26 protein-coding genes are annotated in these 24,743 nt (G+C 54.8%); 10 read left to right on the top strand and 16 right to left on the bottom strand.

Annotated features, from left to right (window positions below):
- Positions 1-3: 3 nt before the first annotated feature.
- From secF to AK59_RS0117925, 3 genes are all read left to right on the top strand, one after another.
- Positions 4-975 (top strand): protein translocase subunit SecF, encoded by a 972-nt coding sequence (gene secF / locus AK59_RS0117935; RefSeq protein ID WP_013095834.1) that lies wholly within the window; start codon positions 4-6, stop codon positions 973-975.
- Between the two features lie 139 nt (positions 976-1,114).
- Positions 1,115-1,480, top strand: a complete 366-nt coding sequence (locus AK59_RS0117930) for a VOC family protein (protein WP_029883411.1) — start codon at positions 1,115-1,117, stop codon at positions 1,478-1,480.
- Between the two features lie 14 nt (positions 1,481-1,494).
- Positions 1,495-2,175: a helix-turn-helix transcriptional regulator gene (locus tag AK59_RS0117925; RefSeq protein ID WP_020686374.1), complete on the top strand. Its 681-nt coding sequence runs from the start codon at positions 1,495-1,497 to the stop codon at positions 2,173-2,175.
- A gap of 78 nt (positions 2,176-2,253) precedes the next feature.
- Here the strand turns inward: AK59_RS0117925 and AK59_RS0117920 are convergent, their stop codons facing one another.
- A complete protein-coding gene (locus AK59_RS0117920; RefSeq protein WP_029883410.1) occupies positions 2,254-3,138 on the bottom strand; it encodes a nucleoside-specific channel-forming protein Tsx in 885 nt (294 codons plus the stop codon).
- Between the two features lie 271 nt (positions 3,139-3,409).
- Positions 3,410-3,949 carry a DUF3251 domain-containing protein gene (locus tag AK59_RS0117915; protein ID WP_029883409.1) on the bottom strand — a complete coding sequence of 180 codons (540 nt, stop codon included), beginning with the start codon at positions 3,947-3,949 and terminating at the stop codon, positions 3,410-3,412.
- 152 nt (positions 3,950-4,101) lie between these two features.
- On the opposite strand from AK59_RS0117915, the gene nrdR reads away from it, so the two are divergent.
- From nrdR to thiL, 5 genes are all read left to right on the top strand, one after another.
- The gene (gene nrdR, locus AK59_RS0117910; RefSeq protein WP_008503337.1) at positions 4,102-4,551 is read left to right on the top strand and encodes a transcriptional regulator NrdR; all 450 of its coding nucleotides are present in this window, start codon (positions 4,102-4,104) and stop codon (positions 4,549-4,551) included.
- Between the two features lie 4 nt (positions 4,552-4,555).
- On the top strand, positions 4,556-5,659 hold the full coding sequence (gene ribD, locus AK59_RS0117905) for a bifunctional diaminohydroxyphosphoribosylaminopyrimidine deaminase/5-amino-6-(5-phosphoribosylamino)uracil reductase RibD (RefSeq protein ID WP_029883408.1): 1,104 nt from the start codon (positions 4,556-4,558) through the stop codon (positions 5,657-5,659).
- Positions 5,660-5,746: 87 nt separating this feature from the next.
- A complete protein-coding gene (gene ribH / locus AK59_RS0117900) occupies positions 5,747-6,217 on the top strand; it encodes a 6,7-dimethyl-8-ribityllumazine synthase (RefSeq protein WP_003859098.1) in 471 nt (156 codons plus the stop codon).
- Between the two features lie 21 nt (positions 6,218-6,238).
- Positions 6,239-6,658, top strand: a complete 420-nt coding sequence (gene nusB / locus AK59_RS0117895) for a transcription antitermination factor NusB (protein ID WP_006809908.1) — start codon at positions 6,239-6,241, stop codon at positions 6,656-6,658.
- A 77-nt stretch (positions 6,659-6,735) separates the two neighbouring features.
- The gene (gene thiL / locus AK59_RS0117890) at positions 6,736-7,707 is read left to right on the top strand and encodes a thiamine-phosphate kinase (RefSeq protein ID WP_029883407.1); all 972 of its coding nucleotides are present in this window, start codon (positions 6,736-6,738) and stop codon (positions 7,705-7,707) included.
- Between the two features lie 74 nt (positions 7,708-7,781).
- Here thiL and AK59_RS0117885 read toward each other — a convergent pair whose 3' ends face one another.
- From AK59_RS0117885 to xseB, 4 genes are all read right to left on the bottom strand, one after another.
- The gene (locus AK59_RS0117885) at positions 7,782-8,756 is read right to left on the bottom strand and encodes an aldo/keto reductase (RefSeq protein ID WP_013095841.1); all 975 of its coding nucleotides are present in this window, start codon (positions 8,754-8,756) and stop codon (positions 7,782-7,784) included.
- A 63-nt stretch (positions 8,757-8,819) separates the two neighbouring features.
- The gene (gene dxs, locus AK59_RS0117880) at positions 8,820-10,682 is read right to left on the bottom strand and encodes a 1-deoxy-D-xylulose-5-phosphate synthase (protein ID WP_023622252.1); all 1,863 of its coding nucleotides are present in this window, start codon (positions 10,680-10,682) and stop codon (positions 8,820-8,822) included.
- Positions 10,683-10,706: 24 nt separating this feature from the next.
- Positions 10,707-11,606, bottom strand: a complete 900-nt coding sequence (gene ispA / locus AK59_RS0117875) for a (2E,6E)-farnesyl diphosphate synthase (protein WP_014830869.1) — start codon at positions 11,604-11,606, stop codon at positions 10,707-10,709.
- On the bottom strand, positions 11,607-11,849 hold the full coding sequence (gene xseB, locus AK59_RS0117870) for an exodeoxyribonuclease VII small subunit (protein ID WP_008503331.1): 243 nt from the start codon (positions 11,847-11,849) through the stop codon (positions 11,607-11,609).
- Positions 11,850-12,040: 191 nt separating this feature from the next.
- Here xseB and thiI point away from each other — a divergent pair, with 191 nt between their 5' ends.
- Entirely contained in the window at positions 12,041-13,489 is a 1,449-nt protein-coding gene (gene thiI / locus AK59_RS0117865) for a tRNA uracil 4-sulfurtransferase ThiI (RefSeq protein WP_013095844.1), read from the top strand.
- Between the two features lie 134 nt (positions 13,490-13,623).
- Here the strand turns inward: thiI and yajL are convergent, their stop codons facing one another.
- Together yajL and panE are read right to left on the bottom strand one after the other, a co-directional pair.
- Positions 13,624-14,217: a protein deglycase YajL gene (gene yajL / locus AK59_RS0117860; RefSeq protein ID WP_013095845.1), complete on the bottom strand. Its 594-nt coding sequence runs from the start codon at positions 14,215-14,217 to the stop codon at positions 13,624-13,626.
- On the bottom strand, positions 14,180-15,091 hold the full coding sequence (gene panE, locus AK59_RS0117855; protein WP_029883406.1) for a 2-dehydropantoate 2-reductase: 912 nt from the start codon (positions 15,089-15,091) through the stop codon (positions 14,180-14,182). The genes yajL and panE overlap by 38 nt, the downstream gene beginning before the upstream one ends.
- Positions 15,092-15,219: 128 nt before the next feature.
- Here panE and AK59_RS0117850 point away from each other — a divergent pair, with 128 nt between their 5' ends.
- The gene (locus AK59_RS0117850; RefSeq protein WP_008503327.1) at positions 15,220-15,711 is read left to right on the top strand and encodes a YajQ family cyclic di-GMP-binding protein; all 492 of its coding nucleotides are present in this window, start codon (positions 15,220-15,222) and stop codon (positions 15,709-15,711) included.
- A 32-nt stretch (positions 15,712-15,743) separates the two neighbouring features.
- Here the strand turns inward: AK59_RS0117850 and AK59_RS0117845 are convergent, their stop codons facing one another.
- The 8 genes from AK59_RS0117845 to AK59_RS0117810 all read right to left on the bottom strand — a co-directional run bounded on the left by AK59_RS0117845 (position 15,744) and on the right by AK59_RS0117810 (position 24,618).
- On the bottom strand, positions 15,744-17,105 hold the full coding sequence (locus AK59_RS0117845) for an MFS transporter (protein ID WP_013095847.1): 1,362 nt from the start codon (positions 17,103-17,105) through the stop codon (positions 15,744-15,746).
- Between the two features lie 149 nt (positions 17,106-17,254).
- Positions 17,255-18,142, bottom strand: a complete 888-nt coding sequence (gene cyoE, locus AK59_RS0117840) for a heme o synthase (RefSeq protein WP_013095848.1) — start codon at positions 18,140-18,142, stop codon at positions 17,255-17,257.
- An 11-nt stretch (positions 18,143-18,153) separates the two neighbouring features.
- Positions 18,154-18,480 (bottom strand): cytochrome o ubiquinol oxidase subunit IV, encoded by a 327-nt coding sequence (locus tag AK59_RS0117835; RefSeq protein ID WP_006176899.1) that lies wholly within the window; start codon positions 18,478-18,480, stop codon positions 18,154-18,156.
- Entirely contained in the window at positions 18,480-19,094 is a 615-nt protein-coding gene (locus tag AK59_RS0117830; protein ID WP_003859057.1) for a cytochrome o ubiquinol oxidase subunit III, read from the bottom strand. Before AK59_RS0117830 ends, AK59_RS0117835 begins: the two co-directional genes overlap by 1 nt.
- Entirely contained in the window at positions 19,084-21,075 is a 1,992-nt protein-coding gene (cyoB, locus tag AK59_RS0117825) for a cytochrome o ubiquinol oxidase subunit I (protein ID WP_013095850.1), read from the bottom strand. Before cyoB ends, AK59_RS0117830 begins: the two co-directional genes overlap by 11 nt.
- 16 nt (positions 21,076-21,091) lie before the next feature.
- A complete protein-coding gene (cyoA, locus tag AK59_RS0117820; protein WP_013095851.1) occupies positions 21,092-22,039 on the bottom strand; it encodes a cytochrome o ubiquinol oxidase subunit II in 948 nt (315 codons plus the stop codon).
- Between the two features lie 479 nt (positions 22,040-22,518).
- Positions 22,519-23,994: a muropeptide MFS transporter AmpG gene (gene ampG / locus AK59_RS0117815; protein ID WP_029883405.1), complete on the bottom strand. Its 1,476-nt coding sequence runs from the start codon at positions 23,992-23,994 to the stop codon at positions 22,519-22,521.
- Between the two features lie 45 nt (positions 23,995-24,039).
- Positions 24,040-24,618: a lipoprotein gene (locus AK59_RS0117810; RefSeq protein WP_013095854.1), complete on the bottom strand. Its 579-nt coding sequence runs from the start codon at positions 24,616-24,618 to the stop codon at positions 24,040-24,042.
- Positions 24,619-24,743 lie beyond the last annotated feature (125 nt).

Here is a 24,743-nt window from a genome sequence, read left to right as displayed (position 1 = left end):
GTTGTGGCACAGGAATATACTGTTGAACAATTGAACCACGGCCGTAAAGTCTGGGACTTTATGCGCTGGGACTACTGGGCCTTCGGCATTTCAGGTTTACTGCTGATTCTGTCCATCGTCGTTATGGGCGTAAAAGGCTTTAACTGGGGTCTGGATTTCACCGGCGGTACGGTGATTGAAATCACCCTGGAAAAACCGGTCGATATGGACCAGATGCGTCAGTCACTGCAGAAAGCGGGCTTTGAAGAGCCGCTGCTGCAGAACTTCGGCAGCAGCCGCGACATCATGGTGCGTATGCCGCCGGTACACGATGCCAACGGCAGCCAGGAGCTGGGCAGCAAGGTTGTTAGCGTGATTAACGAAACAACCAGCCAGAACGCCACGGTTAAGCGTATTGAGTTCGTCGGCCCGAGCGTGGGTGCGGACCTGGCGCAAACCGGTGCGATGGCGCTGCTGGTGGCGCTGATCTCCATCCTGGTGTACGTCGGTTTCCGCTTTGAGTGGCGACTGGCGGCGGGTGTGGTTATCGCACTGGCGCACGACGTGGTGATCACCATGGGCGTACTGTCTCTGTTCCATATTGAGATTGACCTGACAATTGTGGCATCCCTGATGTCCGTTATCGGTTACTCCCTGAACGACAGTATCGTGGTATCTGACCGTATTCGTGAAAACTTCCGTAAGATCCGTCGCGGTACGCCGTACGAAATCTTTAACGTGTCGTTGACCCAGACGCTGCACCGTACCTTGATCACATCCGGTACAACCTTGATGGTGATCCTGATGCTGTATCTCTTCGGTGGTCCGGTGCTGGAAGGCTTCTCGCTGACCATGCTGATCGGTGTGTCTATCGGTACTGCGTCGTCAATCTACGTGGCGTCCGCTCTGGCACTGAAACTTGGCATGAAGCGCGAGCACCTGCTCCAGCAGAAAGTCGAGAAAGAAGGGGCGGATCAGCCGTCTATTCTGCCGTAAGACGTTTATCGCGTTATCGAAATCCCGGTCTGTTGACCGGGATTTTTTTTATCTGCTCCTGACAAACACTCCTGACAGTATGCTGTCAGGAGCCCTGTCGTAGACTCCTGTTGAACCCAAACAAGAGGCAGGAGGATGTATGAAAAGTGTGATTAACTGGTTTGAGATTCCGGTCGCGGATATGGATCGCGCCATCAAATTTTATGAGCCAGTGATGCAGATTTCACTGAGGCGCGAGAAAATGGACAGCGCCGAGCTGGCGGTATTCCCGCATGAGGATCCGGCCACCGGCGGCGCGCTGGCAAAATTTGAGGGGATTATTCCCTCGGTGCAGGGGGCCATTATCTACCTGCATACTGACAATCTGACCGCTACGCTCGATCGCATTGCCTCTGCGGGCGGCGAGTGCGTGTTTGGCCCGCTGGAGTTACCGCGCGGTATTGGTACTATTGCTTTATTTACCGACAGCGAAGGTAATCGCGTCGGCCTTCATCAACCTGCCTGAGAGCGTAAGCAAAAATGACCCGACGCGCTGACCGTTTGTTTCAGATAGTACAGATCCTGCGGGGCCGACGTCTGACAACGGCAGCGCATCTTGCGGACCGGCTGGGCGTTTCTGAGCGCACGGTGTACCGCGATATCCGCGACCTGTCGCTTTCCGGCGTGCCGGTGGAGGGCGAAGCGGGGAGCGGTTACCGGCTGATGTCGGGGTTTGACCTGCCGCCGCTGATGCTGACAAACAAGGAGTCTGAGGCGCTGATCGTGGCTATTCGCCTGCTTACCACCTGGGGCGGGGAGTCGCTGTCGCGCGAACTGGAGTCGGCACAGGAGAAAGTGCTCGCGATCCTGCCCGAAGAGAGCCGCCGAAAGGCAGAGCAGACGCGGATCTACGCCCCGGATTTTGGCATGAAAAGCCACTCCCGCAGTGATTTTGATGTCATACATCAGGCGATTTCGGCCCAGCGCGTGCTCGTGCTGCATTATCGTGACGAAGCGGGGCAATTTTCAACGCGTGAGGTTCAGCCGCTGGGGCTGTTTTTCTGGGGAGAACGCTGGTTACTGGCGTCATGGTGTGAACTGCGCGATGACTATCGCTGTTTCCGTCTCGACAGATGCCTCAAAATTGTCCTTACGGAAAGACGCTTTAGTGAGAGTGCAGACCGATCGCTGGCGGATTTTTTGCGCAAGGTGAAGCAGTAACAAGTCACGGGGAGAGGCAGCCCGCACAGGTTTTGTAGGCCGGGTAAGCGTCAGCGCCACCCGGCAACAATCACACGATTAGAAGTTGTAACCCACTACCAGGTAACCACCCCAACCGGTAGAACGGACGCTGAAGTCGCCGTTGCCGAAGTTCAGGCTGGCGTCGTCGTTCCACTGTCCACCGTTGTGCCAGTAACGCGCAACAACAGAGTAGTGCCAGTGATCGTAGTTCAGCGCCAGGATGTGGCTGGAGGCGATGGAGTCGTTGGTGCGCGCTTTCTTACCGTTCAGATCGCGGAAGTCGTTGTCGCCCAGATCGGAACCCCAGTCAAAGTTGGTGAAGCCGATATAGCTCAGGTTGCCGCCCCACAGCTGGGTGATTGGCACAAAGTATTTCACTTTGAAACGGTAACCATCCCACTCGTTTTCGTTCGCGGCACCGTAGTTCTGCCATTGATACTTAGCGTACACGTTCAGAGACAGGCTCATTGGCAGGCCCGTGTAGATGTCGGTACCCAGACCCATATACCAGGTGCTCTGGCGACCGGACTTGTTACGGCCCATGTCGTAGATATAGTTGTTTGCGAAATACCACTCTTTGAACGGACCAAACGCCAGGCTGGTACCAGTCAGTTTATCAATAGAGAAGCGCGGTTCGATCTCCATGAACAGTGGGGAACCGTGGTTCCAGATACCTTTTGCGTCGGTGTTACCACCGAAGAAGACCGGTGCATCCATATAGCCGTAGAAATCAAACCAGTCTTTCTTGGCGAACGCTTCGTACTCCAGGTAGGTATCGTTACGGATCTGAGGTCCGAAACGGGTGTGGTAGCTGCCGACCACGTTAACGCTCTGGTGCCACCAGTCGGAGAGGTATTGTGGTTTATCGTTTTCCGCTGCGTTAACAGTGAAAGAGGAGGACAATGCCAGCACGGCGCCGGCTGCGAGTAATGTTTTTTTCATAATCATGCCACTGATTGAAATTCCCTTCCGGGAGTGAAAAATGCGCGAATTGCGTTTCTAAATATTTCGTGTTTCTGCGGAGCCTATTATAGGAATCCTTGCTCACAAAAATATGTGTTGTTTCACATATCTCTCACACGCGTAATCGATTGCGTTCACGTTTGCGTACTTTAAACGGCCGGGATTGTAGCGGCAATCATTTATGTTGCCAATCCATACGAAATGTAAATGTTAGCGGAGTGACATTTCACTCCGCTCAAAAGGAGGGGGATTACTGTGCGGCGGGTTGGATGTCGTGAATGCGGATAAAGCCTAACTGATCGGGCGTAAGGCCGCTTAACTGCAGCGGAATATCCACATCACTCGGCGCTAAAACACTGGCCGGGGCGGTGAAGAGCTGATTCTTCACGTTCACCTCCTGGTAATTCTCGGTGGTGCCCTGGATCTGGCCCCACTCGACGGTGCCGCTAAAGGCTGGCAGCGGATCGTTGGACTCACCCTGAATGCGTAATGTTGCGCGAGTACCATCCGCATTTGCCGCCACATTCATCAGCGACATTTTTAACGTGCCAACCAGGCTGTTGAGACGGGCAGGGGTGTTGGCCCCCGGCAGCAAATACACTCCGCTGGTGGATTTTGCATTCAGCGCGTTTTGCTGGGTGATCTTTACGGTCTCTTTGTTCAGTTTGTCCATTGCCGTATTGAGCGTATTCACGCTCTGTTTCATCTGGCGGACTTCGGTTTGCTGTGCACAGGCACTAAGGGTGAAGAGGCTCCCCACCAGCAGAATTTTCAGGTAACGTCTTGTCATTGCGTTTAATTCCTTGAAATAACGGATCACCGTAATGGTAGCCAGCATCATCCCGACAGACATAGATCCTTTGTCTCAAAAAGCTCTTCCTTTGTTGTCAGGCCAGTTCAGGGTAAAATGAAAGTCAGTTAACCAGATAACAGGGATACCGTATGCATTGCCCATTCTGCTCCGCTGTGGATACCAAAGTCATCGATTCTCGTCTTGTGGGCGAAGGGTCTTCCGTACGCCGCCGTCGGCAGTGTCTGGTATGTAACGAGCGTTTCACGACCTTTGAGGTGGCAGAGCTGGTCATGCCGCGCGTGGTAAAAAGTAACGACGTGCGCGAGCCGTTTAACGAAGAGAAGCTGCGCAGCGGAATGCTTAAGGCGCTGGAGAAACGCCCCGTCAGCGCGGATGACGTCGAAATGGCGTTAAACCACATTAAATCTTACCTTCGTGGTCTGGGTGAACGTGAAGTGCCCAGCAAGATGATCGGCAATCTGGTGATGGAGCAGTTGAAAAAGCTCGATAAGGTTGCCTATATCCGCTTCGCCTCTGTCTACCGCAGTTTCGAAGATATCAAAGAGTTTGGCGAAGAGATCGCCCGCTTACAGGATTGAGTCCATGCAGGATGAGATGTACATGGCGCGCGCCATGAAGCTGGCGCAGCGCGGTCGATTTACCACCCATCCCAACCCCAACGTCGGGTGCGTCATTGTTAAAGATGGCGAGATCGTGGGCGAAGGTTTCCACTACCGCGCTGGCGAGCCCCATGCTGAGGTGCATGCCCTGCGTATGGCGGGGGAAAAAGCGCGCGGGGCGACGGCCTACGTGACGCTTGAGCCGTGCAGCCATCACGGGCGCACACCGCCATGCTGTGAAGCGCTGATCGCGGCGGGAGTGTCGCGCGTTGTCGCTGCGATGCAGGATCCTAATCCCCAGGTGGCTGGACGTGGTCTGTACCGTCTGCAGCAGGAAGGGATCGATGTTAGCCACGGCCTGATGATGCAGGACGCGGAAGCTCTCAATAAAGGCTTCCTGAAGCGTATGCGTACCGGGTTCCCGTATATTCAGCTCAAGCTGGGCGCCTCACTGGATGGCCGCACGGCGATGGCGAACGGCGAAAGTCAGTGGATCACCTCGCCGCAGGCAAGGCGCGATGTGCAACGTCTGCGTGCGCAAAGCCATGCTATCCTCACCAGCAGTGAAACGGTTCTCGCGGACGATCCGGCCATGACCGTGCGCTGGAACGAACTGAATGCCGATACCCAGGCGCTGTATCCGCAGGAAAACCTGCGTCAGCCGCTGCGTATTGTCATTGATAGCCAGAACCGCGTCACGCCTGAACACCGCATTGTGCAGCAGCCCGGTGAAACCTGGATTGCCCGCACAAAAGAAGATTCACGCGACTGGCCGGAAAGCGTGCGCAGCATTATGGTGCCGGAGCACAACGGTCATCTGGATCTCGTGGTGCTGATGATGCTGCTGGGTAAGCAGCAGGTGAACAGCATCTGGGTGGAAGCCGGCCCGACGCTGGCAGGCGCACTGCTCCAGGCAGGTCTGGTCGATGAACTGATTGTCTACGTTGCGCCTAAACTGCTGGGTAGCGACGCGCGTGGCCTGTTTGTGCTGCCCGGCCTTGAAAAACTGGCCGATGCACCACAACTCAAATTTAGCGAGATTCGTCCGGTGGGTCCGGATGTTTGCCTCCATTTAACGACAGCGTAATTGCTCCTGAAATAGGGAAGCAGTGCGCAAAGTATTATGATAAAATCCGCCCCCCTGCGGGGCCAAATGAACCCGTAAAGGAAGAGTATGAACATTATTGAAGCTGCTGTAGCTACCCCGGACGCTCGCGTCGCCATCACCATTGCGCGTTTCAACAACTTCATCAACGATAGCCTGCTGGAAGGTGCGGTTGACGCCCTGAAACGTATCGGCCAGGTTAAAGATGACAACATTACCGTTGTATGGGTTCCAGGTGCTTACGAACTGCCACTGGCAGCGGGCGCGCTGGCGAAAACCGGTAAATACGACGCGGTGATTGCGCTGGGTACCGTTATTCGTGGCGGCACTGCGCACTTCGAATACGTTGCGGGCGGTGCAAGCAATGGTCTGGCGCACGTTGCACAGGACGCTGAAATTCCTGTCGCGTTCGGCGTGCTGACCACCGAAAGTATTGAACAAGCCATCGAACGTGCTGGCACTAAAGCCGGTAACAAAGGTGCAGAAGCTGCACTGACCGCGCTTGAAATGATCAATGTATTGAAAGCCATCAAGGCCTGATTTTTTTGTAAGGGGAATTCCGTGAAACCTGCTGCTCGTCGCCGCGCCCGTGAATGTGCCGTTCAGGCACTTTACTCCTGGCAGTTGTCCCAGAACGACATCGCTGATGTTGAATACCAGTTCCTGTCAGAACAGGACGTGAAAGATGTTGACGTTCTGTACTTCCGTGAACTGCTGTCGGGAGTGGCGACTAATAGCGCGTATCTCGATGGTCTGATGAAACCCTATCTCTCCCGTCTGCTCGAAGAGCTGGGTCAGGTAGAAAAAGCAGTGCTGCGCATTGCGCTGTTTGAGCTGTCTAAACGTGATGATGTGCCGTACAAAGTGGCCATCAACGAAGCGATCGAACTGGCGAAAACCTTCGGCGCTGAAGACAGCCACAAGTTTGTAAACGGCGTTCTTGATAAAGCAGCACCTGCGATCCGTCCCCACAAAAAGTGATCCGCAAACCGGAGCTCTGCATTGCCTGACGGGCAGTGCGGCTCCGGTTTTTTCTTTTATTTGCTGAGGCATAACGTATGGCATGCGGCGAATTCTCCCTGATTGCCCGTTATTTCGACCGTGTCAGAACCTCTCGTCTTGATGTTGAAACCGGCATTGGCGATGACTGTGCACTTCTCAATATTCCCGAAAAACAGACGCTGGCAATCAGCACCGACACCTTAGTGTGCGGGCGCCATTTCTTACCTGATATCGATCCTGCCGATCTGGCGTATAAAGCGCTGGCGGTCAACGTGAGCGATCTGGCCGCGATGGGGGCCGATCCGGCGTGGTTAACGCTGGCCCTGACGCTGCCAGAGGTCGATGAACCCTGGCTTGAAGCCTTTAGTGACGCTCTGTTTGAGCAGCTTAACTACTACGACATGCAATTGATTGGCGGCGATACCACGGCGGGGCCGCTATCGATGACGCTCGCGATCCACGGTTATGTGCCGGCTGGACGCGCGCTGAAACGCTCCGGGGCGAAACCTGGCGACTGGATCTACGTCACCGGTACGCCGGGCGACAGCGCAGCGGGACTGGCGATCCTTCTGGATCGCTTAACCGTGAACGATACTGACGACGCGGCGTATCTGGTCAAACGCCATCTGCGGCCAACGCCGCGTATTCTTCACGGTCAGGCGCTACGCGAACGGGCAAGCTCGGCTATCGACCTCTCGGACGGGTTAATTTCAGATCTCGGTCATATTCTGAAGGCCAGCGGTGTCGGCGCGCGCGTTGACCTGGATCTGTTCCCGCTATCAGAGCAGCTGCTTCGACACGTCGAGCCTGAGCAGGCGCTGCGCTGGGCGCTCTCCGGCGGCGAAGATTATGAGCTGTGCTTTACCGTGCCTGAGCTCAACCGTGGGACGCTGGACGTGGCGTTAGCGCATCTCGGCGCGAAATTTACCTGCATCGGCCAGATCATGCCGGAGAGTGAAGGGCTGAAGTTTGTGAAAGATGGTGCGCCCGTTACGCTGGACTGGAAAGGGTACGATCACTTCGGGTGATGTTGTGCGATCTGTACTGCCGGGTGGCGGCTTCGCCTTACCCGGCTTACGTATTTGAGGGTTAGGGAGAGGGATTACTTAAACCCTACCACCGGATGCTGCTGATACGGTGTCTCCAGCTCGGCAATCTGCTCCGGCGTCAGCGTGATATCCACCGCATTCAGCAGTTCATCAAGCTGCTCTTCCCGCGAAGTGCCAATAATCGGTGCCGCGACGCCGCGTTTACCCAGCAGCCATGCCAGCGCGACCTGGGCGCGGGTGGCTCCGGTATCGTCGGCGATCCCGGCTAACCGTTCGGCAATTAACGCATCGCTGGCTTCTGTACTGGAATAAAGATTTTTTCCTACTTCATCCGATACCAGGCGGGCCGTGGTTTCCCCCCACGGACGGGTCAGGCGACCACGTGCCAGCGGGCTCCACGGGATCACCGCCACGCCTTCCTGATAGCAGAGCGGTAGCATCTCGCGTTCTTCTTCGCGATAGATCAGGTTGTAGTGATCCTGCATGGTGACGAAACGCGCCCAGCCATGTTGCGCCTGCAGAGCCAGCGCCTGGGCAAACTGCGACGCGTGCATAGACGATGCGCCGATGTAGCGCGCTTTACCGGCTTTCACCACATCGTTGAGCGCTTCAAGCGTTTCTTCAATGGGAGTATTGTAATCCCAGCGGTGAATTTGCAGCAGGTCGACATAGTCCATGTTCAGGCGTCGAAGGCTGTCGTCAATGGAACGCAGGATCTGGGCGCGAGAAAGGCCCTCAGCCAGATCGCCCACCGGGTAATAGACCTTGGTGGCGACGACGATTTCATCACGACGCGCAAAATCGCGCAGGGCTCGGCCAACGATCTCTTCACTGCTGCCGTCGGAGTAGCTGTTGGCGGTGTCAAAGAAGTTAATGCCACCTTCAATGGCGCGTTTGATGATAGGGCGGCTGCTCTCTTCGGGCAGCGTCCAGGCGTGATTACCCCGGTCAGGCTCGCCAAAGGTCATACAGCCCAGGCAAAGTCGGGAAACGTTAAGATCCGTTTTTCCTAATGTCGTGTATTGCATGGTTCCACTCCTGCTTTTTTAAACAATACGTTTAAGCATAGCAGGAGCGGAAAAGGGGAAGGATCAGGCAAGCCAGCTACGAATTTTGGCTTCAATACCTGCGGCGTCCAGGCCAATTGCCGCGCGGGCTTCGTCCTGAGTACCTTGCGGAATGAAGTGATCCGGCAGACCAAGGTTCAGTACCGGAACGGCTTTACGGTTCGCCATCAGCACCTCGTTCACGCCGCTACCCGCGCCGCCCATGATGGCGTTTTCTTCCAGCGTCACCAGCACCTCATGGGTTTCTGCCATTTCCAGGATCAGGGATTCATCGAGCGGTTTCACGAAGCGCATATCCACCAGAGTGGCATTCAGCGCTTCAGCGACCTTAGCGGCCTCTGGCATCAGGGTACCAAAGTTCAGAATTGCCACTTTCTCACCGCGACGTTTCACCAGACCTTTACCTATCGCCAGTTTTTCCAGCGGTTGCAGCTCAACGCCCACCGCGTTACCGCGTGGATAGCGAACCGCGCTTGGACCATCCTGGTAGTGATAGCCGGTATACAGCATCTGACGACATTCGTTTTCGTCGCTTGGCGTCATGATAACCATGTCCGGGATGCAGCGCAGGAACGAAAGATCGAATGCACCCTGGTGCGTCTGGCCGTCAGCACCCACGATGCCTGCGCGGTCGATAGCAAACAGCACCGGCAGCTTCTGGATGGCAACGTCATGGATGACCTGATCGTAGGCACGTTGCAGGAAGGTGGAGTAGATCGCCACCACCGGTTTGTATCCACCAATCGCCAGACCCGCCGCGAAGGTGACTGCGTGCTGCTCGGCAATCGCCACGTCAAAATACTGGTCAGGGTATTTTTTGGAGAACTCGACCATGCCGGAACCTTCTCGCATAGCCGGGGTGATCGCCATCAGCTTGTTGTCTTTCGCCGCGGTTTCACATAACCAGTCACCGAAGATTTTGGAATAGCTCGGCATACCGCCGCTGCTTTTTGGCAGACAACCGCTGGTCGGATCGAATTTAGGTACCGCGTGGAAAGTGATCGGATCTTTTTCCGCCGGTTCGTAACCACGGCCTTTTTTCGTCATGATATGCAGGAACTGCGGGCCTTTCAGGTCGCGCATGTTCTTGAGCGTGGTGACCAGCCCCAGCACGTCGTGCCCATCAACCGGGCCAATATAGTTAAAGCCCAGCTCTTCAAAGAGTGTGCCCGGCACGACCATGCCTTTGATGTGTTCTTCGGTACGCTTGAGCAGCTCTTTGATTGGCGGTACGCCAGAGAAGACTTTCTTGCCGCCTTCGCGCAGCGTGGAGTAAAGCTTGCCGGAGAGCAGCTGTGCCAGATGGTTGTTCAGCGCGCCGACGTTCTCGGAAATCGACATTTCGTTATCGTTCAGGATAACCAGCATGTCCGGCTTGATATCGCCCGCGTGGTTCATGGCCTCAAAGGCCATCCCGGCGGTGATGGCTCCGTCGCCGATCACGCAGACGGTGCGGCGCTGCTTGTTCTCTTTTTCGGCGGCCACGGCAATACCGATACCCGCAGAGATGGAGGTGGAGGAGTGGCCGACGCTTAAAACATCGTACTCACTCTCACCGCGCCACGGGAACGGATGCAGGCCGCCTTTCTGGCGGATCGTGCCAATTTGATCGCGACGACCCGTCAGAATTTTATGTGGATAGGCCTGATGGCCCACGTCCCAGATGAGCTGATCGAACGGGGTGTTGTAGACGTAGTGCAGCGCAACGGTCAGCTCGACCGTGCCAAGCCCGGAGGCGAAATGTCCGCTGGAGCGGCTTACGCTGTCGAGCAGATAGCGACGCAGCTCGTCGCACAGCTTCGGCAGGTTCTCTTTCGGCAACAGACGCAACTCCTGGGTGGAGTCAACTAACGCCAGTGTCGGGTATTTGGCAATATCAAAACTCATCAAAGGCTCATCGAGATAGTGTGTTTATTTATCACGCTGGATTATATAGTCCGCTAGCGCTTCCAGTGCCGAGGTATCGAGAGACTGCGCGGCCAGTTCATTCAGCGACTGGCGGGCTTCCTCTATCAGATCCCGGGCTTTACGCTGGGCTTGCTCAAGACCCAGCAGGGCGGGGTAGGTACTTTTGCCAAGCTGCTGATCCGCACCCTGACGTTTACCCAATGTTGCAGTATCGCCCACCACATCCAGAATGTCATCCTGAACCTGGAACGCCAGACCGATACTTTCTGCGTATCTGTCCAGAATCGGCAGGGCTTTGCGCCCCTGTTCACCCGCGCTCAGTGCGCCCAGGCGTACGGCGGCACGGATGAGTGCGCCCGTTTTATGCCGGTGAATACGCTCCAGCTGTTCCAGATTAACCTGACGTCCTTCTGCCTCCAGATCCAGCGCTTGCCCACCGCACATGCCGGCAACGCCGCTGGCCATCGCCAGCTCGGAAACCATTGCCAGACGGTCGCGATCGCTGACTTCTGCCATCGGCGCATCGCTCAGAATAGAGAATGCCAGCGTTTGCAGGGCATCCCCCGCCAGGATGGCATTCGCTTCGCCAAACTTAATATGGCAGGTTGGCTGACCGCGACGCAGATCGTCATCATCCATCGCCGGTAAATCATCGTGGATCAGCGAGTAGGCATGGATGCACTCAACGGCGGCAGCCGGGGCGTCCAGCGTAGTATCGCTGATACCAAACATATTGCCTGTGGCGTAGACGAGGAACGGGCGCAGGCGCTTTCCACCCAAGAGTGCGCCATAGTGCATGGCCTCAACCAGTGGAGTGTTCTGAAAAGGTTGTGGCGCAATAAAACGGCGCAGGGCGTCGTTGGCGCGTATGACTCGCGCCTGAAGCTCGTTAGCAAAATCCATTTACTCGGCGTCCGGTGTGAAAGGCGTTGTCTTAGCGTCTTCGCTATCGGAAAGCAGGATCTGCACACGCTGCTCGGCCTGCTGCAGTTTAACCTGCCCCTGGCGCGCCAGCTGCACGCCACGCTCGAATTCATTGAGCGCCTCTTCCAGCGGTAAATCACCGCTCTCAAGGCGGGTGACGATCTGCTCCAGTTCACTCAGCGCAGTTTCAAAACTGGCCGGTGCGTCGTTCTTCTTCGGCATAGTGAATTGACTCTTATATTCTCAGCCCCGACATGGTAACGGACTCGGGGCAATTATCAAATAACGCGCAATGTGCACAGGAACGGCGCGATGGTGGTATACTTGCGCGCCTGGATGCAGCCACGGGTGTGGGCTGTAATATTATTTTCCATTACAAGCCTTAATACGCTTGCCTAAGAAACATTGCCGCCATGAAGTTTATCATTAAATTGTTCCCTGAAATCACTATCAAAAGCCAATCTGTGCGTTTGCGCTTTATTAAAATTCTCACCGGGAACATTCGTAACGTTTTAAAACACTACGACGAAACCCTCGCCGTGGTGCGCCACTGGGATCACGTTGAAGTTCGCGCGAAAGATGAAAACAAACGTCAGGACATTCGCGACGCGCTGACCCGTATTCCGGGTATTCACCATATTCTGGAAGTGGAAGATGTTCCGTTCACTTCCCTGCATGACATCTTCGAAAAAGCGCTGGTGCAGTATCGCGACCAGATCGAAGGCAAAACCTTCTGCGTGCGCGTGAAGCGTCGCGGCAAGCACGAATTCAGCTCTATCGAGGTGGAACGTTACGTTGGCGGCGGTCTGAACCAGCATGTTGAAACGGCGCGCGTGCGTCTGACCAACCCGGATGTCACCGTGAACCTGGAGATCGAAAACGATCGCCTGCTGCTGGTGAAAGGGCGTTACGAAGGTATCGGCGGCTTCCCAATCGGTACCCAGGAAGATGTCCTGTCCCTGATCTCCGGTGGTTTCGACTCTGGCGTCTCCAGCTACATGCTGATGCGTCGCGGCTGCCGTGTGCATTACTGCTTCTTTAATCTGGGCGGCGCGGCGCATGAAATCGGCGTGCGTCAGGTGGCACACTATCTGTGGAATCGCTTTGGCAGCTCGCACCGCGTGCGCTTTGTGGCGATCAACTTCGAGCCAGTGGTTGGCGAAATCCTGGAGAAAGTGGATGACGGCCAGATGGGCGTGGTCCTCAAGCGTATGATGGTGCGTGCGGCCTCTAAAGTAGCGGAACGCTATGGTGTGCAGGCGCTGGTCACCGGTGAAGCGCTGGGTCAGGTTTCCAGCCAGACGCTGACCAACCTGCGTCTCATCGACAATGTCTCTGACACCCTGATCCTGCGTCCGCTGATCTCTCACGACAAAGAGCACATCATCGATCTGGCGCGCGAAATCGGCACTGAAGATTTTGCCCGTACCATGCCAGAGTACTGCGGCGTGATTTCGAAGAGCCCGACGGTCAAAGCGGTAAAAGCGAAGATCGAAGCGGAAGAAGAGCACTTCGATTTCAGCATTCTTGATAAAGTGGTGGAAGAAGCCTCCAACATCGACATCCGTGAGATTGCCCAGCAGACCGAGCAGGAAGTGGTTGAAGTTGAAACCGTGAGCGGTTTCGGTGCCAACGACGCGATTCTGGATATCCGCTCCGTTGATGAGCAGGACGACAAGCCGCTACAGGTGGAAGGGGTGGAAGTGGTTTCTCTGCCGTTCTATAAGCTGAGCACCAAATTTGGCGACCTCGACCAGAGCAAAACATACCTGCTGTGGTGTGAGCGTGGGGTGATGAGTCGCCTGCAGGCGCTGTACCTGCGTGAGCAGGGCTTTGCGAATGTGAAGGTGTATCGTCCGTAGTTTTTTGCGGGGGTGTGTGTGGCTTGATGCCCTCACCCCGACCCTCTCCCAAGGGGAGAGGGCGCAAACATTAAAAACGGCAACCTGAGGTTGCCGTTTTGCTTTTACCTACCGCCACCCGGCTTTTCTTTGCACTACTCTTCATAGTAGTTATAAATCCCCGCCGCCATCACCAGCGTTGAGGCGACTTCGTAGGCTTTCTCTCGCCCGACCAGCAGGTCAACAATCTTTAAGCCAAAGTCTATCGCGGTACCTGGCCCCTGGCTGGTGAGCAGGTTGACGCGCGGATCCCAGACGACGCGTTTATCCACCCACTGCTCTTCCGGGATGGTCTCTTTCAGCCCCGGGAAACCGGTCATGTTACCGATGGGAAAGATATTATGCGGAACCAGCACGGTACCGGCGGCGGCACAAATGGCAGCAACGATACGTCCCGACAGATGAAACTGTCTGACGGTTTCGACTAACAGAGTGCTGTCGCGAAAATACTCCGCCCCTTTCAGGCCGCCGGGCAGCACGATGATGTCATAGTCCCCGTCGGCCACCTGTACCAGTGGCGCATCCGCGAGGAGTTTCACTCCTCGGGAACAGGTAATAGCCAGGTTGCCATCGCTGGCGACGCTGGCGGTGGTGACCTGAATGCCGCCACGCACCATGATATCGATGGTGGTGACCGCTTCTGTCTCTTCGCTACCAGGGGCGAGGCAAACAAGTGCCGACGCGCTCATATTCACTCTCCTTACGTTTTACCAGGTCATACAGGCGGGCGTTTTCCGGCACAGTGATACCGTGTGCGCGGGCGCGTTTTAGCAGATAGCCAGTGATGTAGTCGATTTCCGTGTGGCGTAGCGCCCGAACATCCTGCAACATGGATGAGATATTTTCTGCCGTACTATCAATAACCTGCTCGACATAATAGCGTAAATCATCCGCCGATGTGTGTAAGCCTTCACGCTCGATCACCGAGGCGACTTCAGCACAGAGGGTGGCAACCTCCTGCGGATGGTGCTTCAGTTCCCCGTTCGGGCAGTCCCACAGCGCCGTCAGCGGATTAATCACACAGTTAACGGCCAGCTTACGCCACAGCTGAGGGCGGATATTGTTGTGCCAGGCCACGTCCGGAAGCACCGTTTGCAGGGTGTCTGCCAGATAACTGTAGTCGCCGTCCTGATCCCGGGCAGGTCCAATATGCGTGACGCCGCTGGCGACATGCACAATGATATTGCCGTCACGGCGTGCGGCGTGCGTGGTGGTGGCCATCAGCAGCGGCTGCACAATGCTTTTCAGTTCATCAATCGTCCCCATGCCGTTATGCAGCAATAAAACGGGCGACGTGGGGGGAAGCTGGGCGGCCAGCGCTTTTACCGCATCTGAAACTTGCCACGCTTTGAGCGTCACCAGCAGCAGGTCGCTATGCGCCAGGAAATCAGGATCGTTCGCGGTGAGGGATTCGTTAAAGATACTTCCGTCTTCACCAATCAGGTTTACACTGCAATAGGGCTGAGGTACGCGCAGCCAGCCCTGAACTTCGTGTCCGTGCTTGCATAGGGCGGTCAGCCAGAGTTGACCAAGGGCTCCGCATCCGAGCACTGTAATTTTCATTGTTCCTCCTCACCTGCAACTGCGCCAGGTGTTACGGCCTAAGTATAGCGCCGTCAGCTAAGCTTCTGTTGAGTTATGCCTCGTAGCGGGTATTATGCAACGCAACAAAAATGAAGGGAGAAGAAAAGATGCCATCTTTCGATATTGTTTCCGAAGTTGATATCCAGGAAGTTCGCAACGGCGTAGAAAACGCAACCCGCGAAGTTGAGTCACGTTTCGATTTTCGTGGCGTTGAAGCCTCGTTTGAGCTGAACGATGCCAATAAGACCATTAAGGTGCTGAGCGAATCTGATTTCCAGGTCAACCAGCTGCTCGATATTCTGCGTGCCAAGCTGTTAAAACGCGGCATTGAAGGGACCTCGCTGGATGTACCGGAAGAGTTCGTGCACAGCGGTAAAACCTGGTTTGTTGAAGCCAAACTGAAGCAGGGCATTGAGAGCGCGGTTCAGAAGAAAATCGTTAAGCTCATCAAAGACAGCAAGCTGAAGGTTCAGGCGCAGATCCAGGGTGAAGAAATTCGTGTTACCGGAAAATCCCGTGATGATCTGCAGTCCGTCATGGCGCTGGTGCGCGGCGGCGATCTGGGACAACCGTTCCAGTTTAAAAACTTCCGCGATTAAAACGAAAAAGCCCGGTTTAACCGGGCTTTTTTTCAGGCTTTCAGCGCCTGTTCAACTTCAAAGCGGTTTGTCACCTTACTGTCTATTTTGACATACGCGCTGCGCTCTTCTGCCGCGAGAAGCACTTCACTCACGCCCTCTGTCGATGCAAGACGCTGTTTCAGCGCATCGTTGATCTCAACGTCGTCAGGAATTTCTACCCGCAGGCTACTGACGTAGCGCGGCTCTTTCATGGTACCGGCAACCAGCAGCCAGACCGTCGCCAGCAGTGCGCCTGCGAGGAAGACGGTTTGGGAATCAAACAGGCCGTCGACCCAGCCGCCGAGGGCACCGCCAATGGCCACGCCGATGAACTGGCTGGTGGAGTAAATCCCCATCGCCGTGCCTTTATAACCGGCAGGGGATTCTTTGCTGATTAGTGACGGCAGCAGGGCTTCCATCAGGTTAAACGCCAGGAAGAAGAGCTGCACACCGGCAACCAGTTCCCAGAAGTGGGGGCCAGCGCCCCAGAGCACGATCTCGGCAATCAGCAATACCGCCACACAGCCAATGAAAACGCGCTTCATTTTGCGCTTCACTTCGGCATAGATAATAAACGGTACCACCGAGACGAACGAAATCACCATCGTCACCAGATAGATTTTCCAGTGTTCTGCCGCCGGGAAACCTGCGGCAGCCAGTTGACCGGGCAGGGCGACAAAGGTCGACATCAGCAGAATGTGCAGACACATAATGCCGAAGTTAAGCTTCAACAGGCGCGGCTCAACCAGTACCTTGCTAAAGCAGCCTTTGACCATCCCGGATTCACGGTTGAGGACGTGGTTTTTGCTGTCCGGTACCACCCACAGCGTTAAGGCAATACCGATGGTCGCCAGCACGGCAATCATCCAGAACAGGGCGTGCAGGCCAAGCGTGTGGGTAATAATGGGGCCGAGCACCATCGCAATCGCAAACGTGACGCCAAAGCTCACGCCGATAAATGCCATCGCTTTGGTACGGTTCTGTTCACGGGTTAAATCCGACAGCAGCGCCATCACGGCGGCGGCAATCGCGCCGGAGCCCTGCAGGGCGCGGCCAAGAATAATTCCCCAGATGGAGTGGGAGAGGGCGGCGATGATGCTACCGAGCACAAAAACCAGCAAACCACCGACAATGAGCGGCTTGCGGCCGACGCGGTCAGAGAGCAGACCAAACGGGATCTGGAATACCGCCTGAGCCAGACCATAAATACCAATCGCCAGGCCAATCAGCGCTTCGCTGGCGCCCTGCAATGCCATGCCGTACGTGGTCAGAACAGGCAGGACCATAAACATGCCAAGCATCCGTAGCGAGAAAACAGTCCCTAAACCCCAGGTCGCACGCAGCTCGCCCGGTGTCATTTTATAATCGTTCATTGCCACCTCAATTCAAAAGCAGGCCATAGTGTAGTGCGGGGAAGGGGCGGGGTAAATAAAGGGTTATTTAACAAATATTACATGCGTTATTGATAGATTCAGTGAATAAAAAAGGGTGCCGAAGCACCCCTTTATTCACCTGTTGTGGCTTACCAGACGTAAGTCAGCAGGTTATGCGAATCCGGCACCATAAAGTCCACAGACATCATCACGGACAGCGAGGTGATGGCAACAATCGAGAACACAAACAGTTTGCGCGCCCAGACTTTGTCATCTTCCACTTTGTAACCGCGCAGGGCCATACCGAGCCACCAGACGCTTACCGCTGCGGCAACCGCCAGATATTTATACCCGGCGTAACCTCCCAGCGAGAGCATCAGCGTTGCCACGGCAAAGGCGATGATGTACAGCGTGATGTGGTTCTTGGCAACGGAAATACCTTTCACGACCGGCAGAACCGGAATGTTCGCTGCCTGATAATCCTTAAAGCGGAAAATCGCGATGGCATAGGAGTGCGGCATCTGCCACAGGCTAAAGATAGCCAGCAGGATCAGCGCACCGCTGTCGAACTCGTTCGTGACGGCGCAGTAGCCAATCACCGGCGGCGCAGCGCCGGAGAGAGAACCAATCAGCGTGCCGTAGACGGAGTGACGCTTCATATACAGGCTGTAAACGCCCACATACACCACGAACCCCATCACCCCCAGCCAGCAGGCCAGCGGGTTAGCACCAAACCACAGCAGCATAAAGCCAGCAATACCCAGCAAGGTGGCGTACACCAGCGAGACGGAAGGGGCGATCAGGCCTTTCACCAGCACCCGATTTTTGGTCCTTTCCATCTTCTTGTCGATATCCATGTCGATGTAGTTGTTAAATACACAACCGGACGCAACAACCAGTGACACACCGACCAGCGTGTAGATAAAGAGGGTGTAATCAATGCTGCCTTTGGAGGCCAGCAGGAACCCTCCGATCACGGAGATCAGGTTGCCAAAGATGATGCCTGGTTTCGTTACTTGCAGGTATTGCTTAAACATACTCGCCGCTCTTAGTGAACCATCATGTTGTAGTTAAGGTTCCACATAATCCAGATGGAACCGACTACCAGGATAGCGATGATAATCACGGTAAAGATGAAAGCCGTCATGTTCCAGCCTTCATCGGACTTGGTGTTCATGTGCAGGAAGCAAACCAGATGCACCAGAATCTGAATCACCGCGGTCACCAGGATTGCACCCAGAATAACCGGTTTAGACGCAGAACCGCTCATCACCATCCAGAACGGGATCACCGTCAGGATGATCGACAGGATAAAACCTGTCATGTAGGTTTTTACGCTACCGTGGGAAGCGCCATGATCGTTTGAATGACTCATTACATCGCCCCCATCAGATAGACAACAGAGAACACACAGATCCACACCACGTCCAGGAAGTGCCAGAACAGGCTCAGGCACATGATACGGGTACGGTTAGTGCTGGTCAGGCCGCGACGGGAGATCTGGAACATCAGAACCGCCATCCAGATCAGACCGGAGGTCACGTGCAGACCGTGGGTACCGACCAGCGCGAAGAACGCAGACAGGAAGCCACTGCGATCCGGCCCGAAGCCTTCCATAATCAGGTGATGGAATTCATAGATTTCCATCCCGATGAATCCAGCACCAAACAACCAGGTCAACGCCAGCCAGGAGACAACCTGGCTCTTGTTGTTTTTGTACATGGCGATTGCCGCCATGCCGTAGGTGATGGAGCTGAATAACAGCAGTGCGGTTTCAACCAGAACGAACGGCAGTTCAAAAATGTCCTTGCCGGTCGGGCCGCCCGCTGTGCCGTTCACCAGAACGGCATAGGTTGCGAACAGACAGCAGAACAGAATGCAGTCGCTCATCAGGTAGATCCAGAACCCGAAGACTTTCGTCGGTCCTGTATCGTGGTGCGCATGTTCATGCGCGTGGGCAGTCGAGTGCGCCAGAGTATCAGTTGCCATTTTTCAGCCCCGCTTTAGAAATCTCGTCGAAATGCTGATTTTCCAGCTTTTCAACTTCACGGACTGGTACGTAGTAGTCCACGTCCTCGTCAAAGCTCTTCACAATCCAGCTGATTACGATGCCAGCGAAGCCAACAATCGCCATCCACCAGATGTGCCAGATCATTGCGAAACCAAATACCGTTGCGAAAGCGGCAATCACGATGCCCGCTGCGCTGTTTTTCGGCATATGGATCTCTTCGTAATGGTCAGGTTGCTTGTACGCTTCACCTTTTTCTTTCATTTCCCAGAATGCATCACGTTCGTGAATGTGCGGCACTACGGCAAAGTTATAGAACGGAGGTGGAGAAGAGGTCGCCCACTCCAGCGTACGGCCACCCCATGGGTCACCGGTCAGGTCGCGGTTCAGGTTACGGTCACGGATGGACACGTAGTACTGAATCAGCTGGCACAGAATACCGCAGGCAATCAGCGCGGCACCGCCCGCTGCAACCATCAGCATTGGGTGGAACTGCGGATCGATCTGCTGGCTCAGACGACGGGTCATACCCATGAAGCCCAGCACGTACAGCGGCATAAATGCTACGAAGAAGCCAATGATCCAGAACCAGAACGCGCGTTTACCCCATTTCTCGTTCAGCGTGAAGCCGAACGCTTTTGGCCACCAGTAGGTTACGCCAGCGAAGCAGCCGAAGACCACGCCACCGATGATAACGTTATGGAAGTGCGCAATCAGGAACAGACTGTTGTGCAGAACGAAGTCAGCACCCGGTACCGCCAGCAGTACGCCGGTCATCCCACCTACGGAGAAAGTGACGATGAAGCCGATGGTCCACAGCATCGCTGAGTGGAACACGATACGGCCCTGGTACATGGTGAACAGCCAGTTGAAGATCTTCACCCCGGTAGGGATGGCGATAATCATGGTGGTAATACCGAAGAAGGCGTTTACGTTCGCGCCCGCACCCATAGTAAAGAAGTGGTGCAGCCAAACGATGAACGACAGAACGGTAATACAGACGGTTGCCCACACCAGAGAGGTGTAACCAAACAGACGTTTACGCGAGAAGGTTGCTGCGATTTCGGAGAACACACCGAAGACAGGCAGAACCAGAATGTACACTTCCGGGTGACCCCAGGCCCAAATCAGGTTGATGTACATCATCATGTTGCCACCCATGTCATTCGTGAAGAAATGGGTGCCCAGGTAGCGGTCCAGGGTCAGCAGCGCGATGGTGACGGTCAGAATTGGGAAGGATGCGATAATCAGTACGTTGGCGCACAGAGATGCCCAGGTAAATACCGGCATCTTGAACATGGTCATACCAGGCGCACGCATCTTCAGGATGGTCACGAAGAAGTTGATACCGGTCAGGGTGGTACCGACACCGGAGAGCTGAAGCGCCCAAATCCAGTAGTCAACGCCAACGCCCGGACTGTACTCAATTCCTGACAGCGGTGGATAAGCCAGCCAGCCGGTCTGAGCAAATTCGCCCACGCCCAGTGACAGGTTAACCAGGATAACGCCGACAACCGTAAACCAGAAGCTCAGGTTGTTCAGGAACGGGAACGCAACGTCGCGCGCGCCGATTTGCAGCGGAACGACAACGTTCATCAGACCGATAACCAGCGGCATCGCCACGAAGAAGATCATGATAACGCCGTGAGCGGTAAAGATCTGGTCGTAGTGGTGCGGTGGCAGGAAGCCGGCTTCACCCGCAGACGCGAGTGCCTGCTGGCTACGCATCATGATCGCATCCGCAAAGCCACGAATTAACATGACGATACCGACGATGCAGTACATGATACCGAGTTTTTTGTGGTCAACCGAAGTCAGCCACTCGTTCCACAGGTAGCTCCACTTACCGAAGTAAGTGATCAAGGCCAGTAAGGCCGCGCCACCGATGATAATGGCAGCCACCGTAACCATGATAATCGGTTCATGGTAGGGCACTGCATCCAGTGTCAATTTTCCGAACATTTTCTTCCTCGGCCCCTTAGTGAGCGGTTTCCGCGTGGCTCATGTCCATGCCTTCCATACCTTCGTGCGCGCTATGCTCGCCTTCAGGCTGGGTCATGTCCATGCTCTTGCCGTGATCCATAAATTTGCCAATAACGTCTTTGAACAAATCAGGTTTCACGTTAGAGAAGTACTCCACCTTGTTGTATTCGCTAGGTGCAGCCACTTTTTCGAACGCCGCCATGTCAGACATGGTGTTTGGAGACTGCTTCGCTTTTGCAACCCACTGGTCGAAAGCGGCACGGTCCGGCGTCGCAATAGCTTTGAACTTCATACCTGAGAAGCCCGGGCCGCTATAGCTGGCGGAGATACCATCATAGGTGCCTGCTTCATTCGCGATCAGGTGCAGGTTGGTCTGCATACCAGCCATCGCGTAAATCTGGCTACCCAGACGTGGGATGAAGAAGGAGTTCATTACGGAGTTGGAGGTCACTTTGAACTGAACCGGAGTGTTCGCCGGGAAGGCGATTTCATTCACGGTAGCAATGCCCTGCTCTGGATAGATGAAGAACCATTTCCAGTCCATGGAGACCACTTCGATGGTAATTGGTTTTTCATCGTGAACCAGCGGTTTGCTTGGCTCAAGTGCGTGAGTGGTTTTCCAGGTCAGCACAGCGAGGAACAGGATGATCAGAATAGGAACCGTCCAGACCACAGCTTCCACTTTATTGGAGTGTGACCAGTTAGGGCTATACTTCGCATCTTTATTGCTCGCACGATACTTCCAGGCGAAACCAACAGCCATCAAAATGGCTGGAATAACCACAATCAACATCAGGCCAAATGCCGTCAGTATCAGTGAACGTTGTTCCAGTCCAATCTGTCCTTTGGGGTCAAGTAGTGCAGAATCGCAGCCACTGAGTAATACAGTGCCTGCGAATAATGACAACCATCCCAAACTTTTATTGTATTTCCTGAGTCTCATTTAACGACCTCAATTCCACGGGAGTCTGGTGGCGTTTAAAGTGTGGGGGCATTTTACGGGAAGGTTACATTACTGTAAACATCATTAGGCCTGTGTCAGGAAGGTGTTACCGGGTTCTGCCGCACATGTCACAAGTGTTGCAAATTATGTCGGTTTTTATGACCGAAGCCGCATGACATGGGCTTTATAACGAAAGGACCCCCAAGCATACCCTAAAAGGGGCAATTGGTATAACCATTGTTAAAAATAAACAAAAAATTAACAATTAATTATCAATAAAAAGACAATTAAAAAACGAAAATTCAATCTTTCCCAAGCTGAATCGTTTAATGAAAAATAGCCTGAAAGAAATGGCTCCAATAATTTCCGAATCCTATCCCGCACAAAACAACAAATATTTTTTTTAGCGTTTGTCGGTTATTTCACCGTTATAATTTCGGCCGGTGATTACAACGGGAAATAACCTTTCGCTTTTATCTTCAGGTTGTCTGCGTTTTACGCAGAGCCATAAAATCGAGCAACCCACCGAGCAGGATCCCGACGACCGCCAGCAGGGCGCCGACATCAAGGAGAAGGGCTTCAAGAGGAAGCGCCAGGGGGGTAGTGGCATTGATGATGAGCACCACGAGCCATAACCCCAGCGCCAGACATCCCACCATTAACAGGCGTAGCGCAAACTGGTAGGCGCGCTGATATTCCGTTCGCGGCATAAAGTGTTCTGTTCGCTGGGTATATTCCAGCGTCTGGCGGCAGACCAGCAACAATAAAATGCCTGGCACGGCTGCAACCACGGAGAAGAGATAAAACGTTGGCCAACCATGCGCTTCAACAAACCAACCGGCAATCGGCCCCACATATACGCGGCCCACGGCAGAAAGCGCCGAGAGCAGGGCGAACTGCGTTGCAGAAAACGACTTGTTGCAGAGCGTCATCAGCAGGGCGACAAACGCCGCGGTACCCATTCCGCCACACAGGTTCTCAAAGAACACTGCTGCCGCCATGCTAATCATATGTTTATCGGTAATCGACAGCAGCCAGTAACCCGCGTTAGACGCCCCCTGCAGAATGCCGAAGATCAGCAACGCCCGGAACAGGGTCAGGCGCTGCATCAACACGCCGCCGTAAAGTGCGCCGACGATAGTGGCAAAGAGCCCGAGGGTTTTGTTAACCACTCCCACTTCACCGGCATCAAACCCGACGCCGCGGATCAGGAACGTGGTGGTCAGGCTCATCGCGAAGGCATCACCCAGCTTATAAAGGACGATGAGCAGCAGGATCAGCCAGGCATTGTTGCGGCCAAAGAAATCACGCAGCGGTTCGGCAACGGCCTGCTTCAGAGAACGGGGGACCGGGATCACGTCGCTCGGTTCAGGGGCGAGGAGGGTGGCAATAATGCACGGGATCAGCAGGGCGGCCATCAGCCAGTACATGCCCTGCCAGCCCAGATAGCGGTCAGCCAGCCACAGCGCCAGCCCACCAGATACCAGCATGCCGAGGCGATAGCCCAGCACGCTGATGGCCGCACCGGCTCCACGCTCTTCTGCGGGTAACACGTCCGTTTTCCAGGCATCAAACACGATATCCTGTGACGCGGAACAGAAGGCGATCACCACCGCAAGCGCCGCCATCCAGCGAAGCTGTGTCGACGGCTCAAGGAATCCCATGGCGGCAATGGCCAGCAACAGCAGGACCTGCGTCATCACCAGCCAGCCACGACGACGGCCCAGGAACGGCGGGGTGTAGCGATCCATCACCGGTGACCACAGGAACTTAAAGACATACGCCTGGCCGACGAGGGAGAAGAAGCCAATGGTTTTGAGATCGATATTCTCAACCGTCATCCAGGCCTGCAACGTGCCGGAAGTGAGCGCGAGGGGTAAACCGGAGGCAAAGCCAAGGATCAGCAGAATGGCTGATTTGGGTTGCTGGAAAATGCGTAAGTAATGACTGGCCATGTTCTTAAAAACTGACCCGGTAAAACACCGGGTCAGTCAGCAGGATTAACGCGCGTTTTGCTTGATAAAGTCGTGAATGCTGGTGTCCTGCGCCATATCGGCGATGGTATCGGTCAGCACGCTGTTTACGGCGTTCGCAATGTTTTGGTTAGAGGCCTGGAAAGCACCTTCTACGGAGTAGCTGGCGCGATAGTTTTTGGTCATCTTGTTGCCGTTCTTCGCGGTAGCGATGATGGCGATGTCCGCTTTGGTGGAGATGTTGTAGCGCACGTTACCCTGGGAAACGTCAGCGTACAGGTTGTTAACGATGATCTGCAGATCAACCGCGCCGCTTGGGCCAATCATGTAACCACGAGAGGTCATCTGTTTCTCCAGCACTTCCTGCAGCAGGAAACGCAGGTCACGGGAAGCGGTCAACGTCACCAGCTGGTTGTCGCGGGTCACTTTCGCCAGGGCCTGATCCTGACGCTGATCGGCACCGTTAATGCTCACGGTCACGCCCATCAGGCTTGGATCCTGCTGAGGCAGCGTGATTTTTGGTGAGACATCAATAGTTGTTGGCGGGGTAGCGCAGCCTGCCAGCATAAAGAGGGCTACCAACGGAAAGAAGAGTTTTTTTAACATTTTCGGGTTCTCAACGAATCGTAAGCATATAGAGAGAAAAATTGCCGCCATCATAACATCGCTAACGGCCAGGGGAAGTGGTCAACGCATGTAAATTCATCGCCTTGTCTGAAAACTGACCAGTT

Origin of the sequence: Enterobacter sp. T1-1 (assembly GCF_000710795.1) — a bacterium.
Classification (GTDB): domain Bacteria; phylum Pseudomonadota; class Gammaproteobacteria; order Enterobacterales; family Enterobacteriaceae; genus Enterobacter; species Enterobacter cloacae.
The sequence above is the reverse complement of the archived record's forward strand: the minus strand, read 5'-3'. Positions and strand labels throughout refer to the sequence as shown.

Bases quoted from the DNA above. Each gene is read 5' to 3' on its own strand.
- AK59_RS0117930 (WP_029883411.1), top strand. From the start codon at position 1,115: ATGAAAAGTGTGATTAACTGGTTTGAGATTCCGGTCGCGGATATGGAT.
- AK59_RS0117925 (WP_020686374.1), top strand. From the start codon at position 1,495: ATGACCCGACGCGCTGACCGTTTGTTTCAGATAGTACAGATCCTGCGG.
- AK59_RS0117920 (WP_029883410.1), bottom strand. From the start codon at position 3,138: ATGAAAAAAACATTACTCGCAGCCGGCGCCGTGCTGGCATTGTCCTCC.
- AK59_RS0117915 (WP_029883409.1), bottom strand. From the start codon at position 3,949: ATGACAAGACGTTACCTGAAAATTCTGCTGGTGGGGAGCCTCTTCACC.
- nrdR (WP_008503337.1), top strand. From the start codon at position 4,102: ATGCATTGCCCATTCTGCTCCGCTGTGGATACCAAAGTCATCGATTCT.
- ribD (WP_029883408.1), top strand. From the start codon at position 4,556: ATGCAGGATGAGATGTACATGGCGCGCGCCATGAAGCTGGCGCAGCGC.
- ribH (WP_003859098.1), top strand. From the start codon at position 5,747: ATGAACATTATTGAAGCTGCTGTAGCTACCCCGGACGCTCGCGTCGCC.
- thiL (WP_029883407.1), top strand. From the start codon at position 6,736: ATGGCATGCGGCGAATTCTCCCTGATTGCCCGTTATTTCGACCGTGTC.
- AK59_RS0117885 (WP_013095841.1), bottom strand. From the start codon at position 8,756: ATGCAATACACGACATTAGGAAAAACGGATCTTAACGTTTCCCGACTT.
- dxs (WP_023622252.1), bottom strand. From the start codon at position 10,682: ATGAGTTTTGATATTGCCAAATACCCGACACTGGCGTTAGTTGACTCC.
- ispA (WP_014830869.1), bottom strand. From the start codon at position 11,606: ATGGATTTTGCTAACGAGCTTCAGGCGCGAGTCATACGCGCCAACGAC.
- xseB (WP_008503331.1), bottom strand. From the start codon at position 11,849: ATGCCGAAGAAGAACGACGCACCGGCCAGTTTTGAAACTGCGCTGAGT.
- thiI (WP_013095844.1), top strand. From the start codon at position 12,041: ATGAAGTTTATCATTAAATTGTTCCCTGAAATCACTATCAAAAGCCAA.
- yajL (WP_013095845.1), bottom strand. From the start codon at position 14,217: ATGAGCGCGTCGGCACTTGTTTGCCTCGCCCCTGGTAGCGAAGAGACA.
- panE (WP_029883406.1), bottom strand. From the start codon at position 15,091: ATGAAAATTACAGTGCTCGGATGCGGAGCCCTTGGTCAACTCTGGCTG.
- AK59_RS0117850 (WP_008503327.1), top strand. From the start codon at position 15,220: ATGCCATCTTTCGATATTGTTTCCGAAGTTGATATCCAGGAAGTTCGC.
- AK59_RS0117845 (WP_013095847.1), bottom strand. From the start codon at position 17,105: ATGAACGATTATAAAATGACACCGGGCGAGCTGCGTGCGACCTGGGGT.
- cyoE (WP_013095848.1), bottom strand. From the start codon at position 18,142: ATGTTTAAGCAATACCTGCAAGTAACGAAACCAGGCATCATCTTTGGC.
- AK59_RS0117835 (WP_006176899.1), bottom strand. From the start codon at position 18,480: ATGAGTCATTCAAACGATCATGGCGCTTCCCACGGTAGCGTAAAAACC.
- AK59_RS0117830 (WP_003859057.1), bottom strand. From the start codon at position 19,094: ATGGCAACTGATACTCTGGCGCACTCGACTGCCCACGCGCATGAACAT.
- cyoB (WP_013095850.1), bottom strand. From the start codon at position 21,075: ATGTTCGGAAAATTGACACTGGATGCAGTGCCCTACCATGAACCGATT.
- cyoA (WP_013095851.1), bottom strand. From the start codon at position 22,039: ATGAGACTCAGGAAATACAATAAAAGTTTGGGATGGTTGTCATTATTC.
- ampG (WP_029883405.1), bottom strand. From the start codon at position 23,994: ATGGCCAGTCATTACTTACGCATTTTCCAGCAACCCAAATCAGCCATT.
- AK59_RS0117810 (WP_013095854.1), bottom strand. From the start codon at position 24,618: ATGTTAAAAAAACTCTTCTTTCCGTTGGTAGCCCTCTTTATGCTGGCA.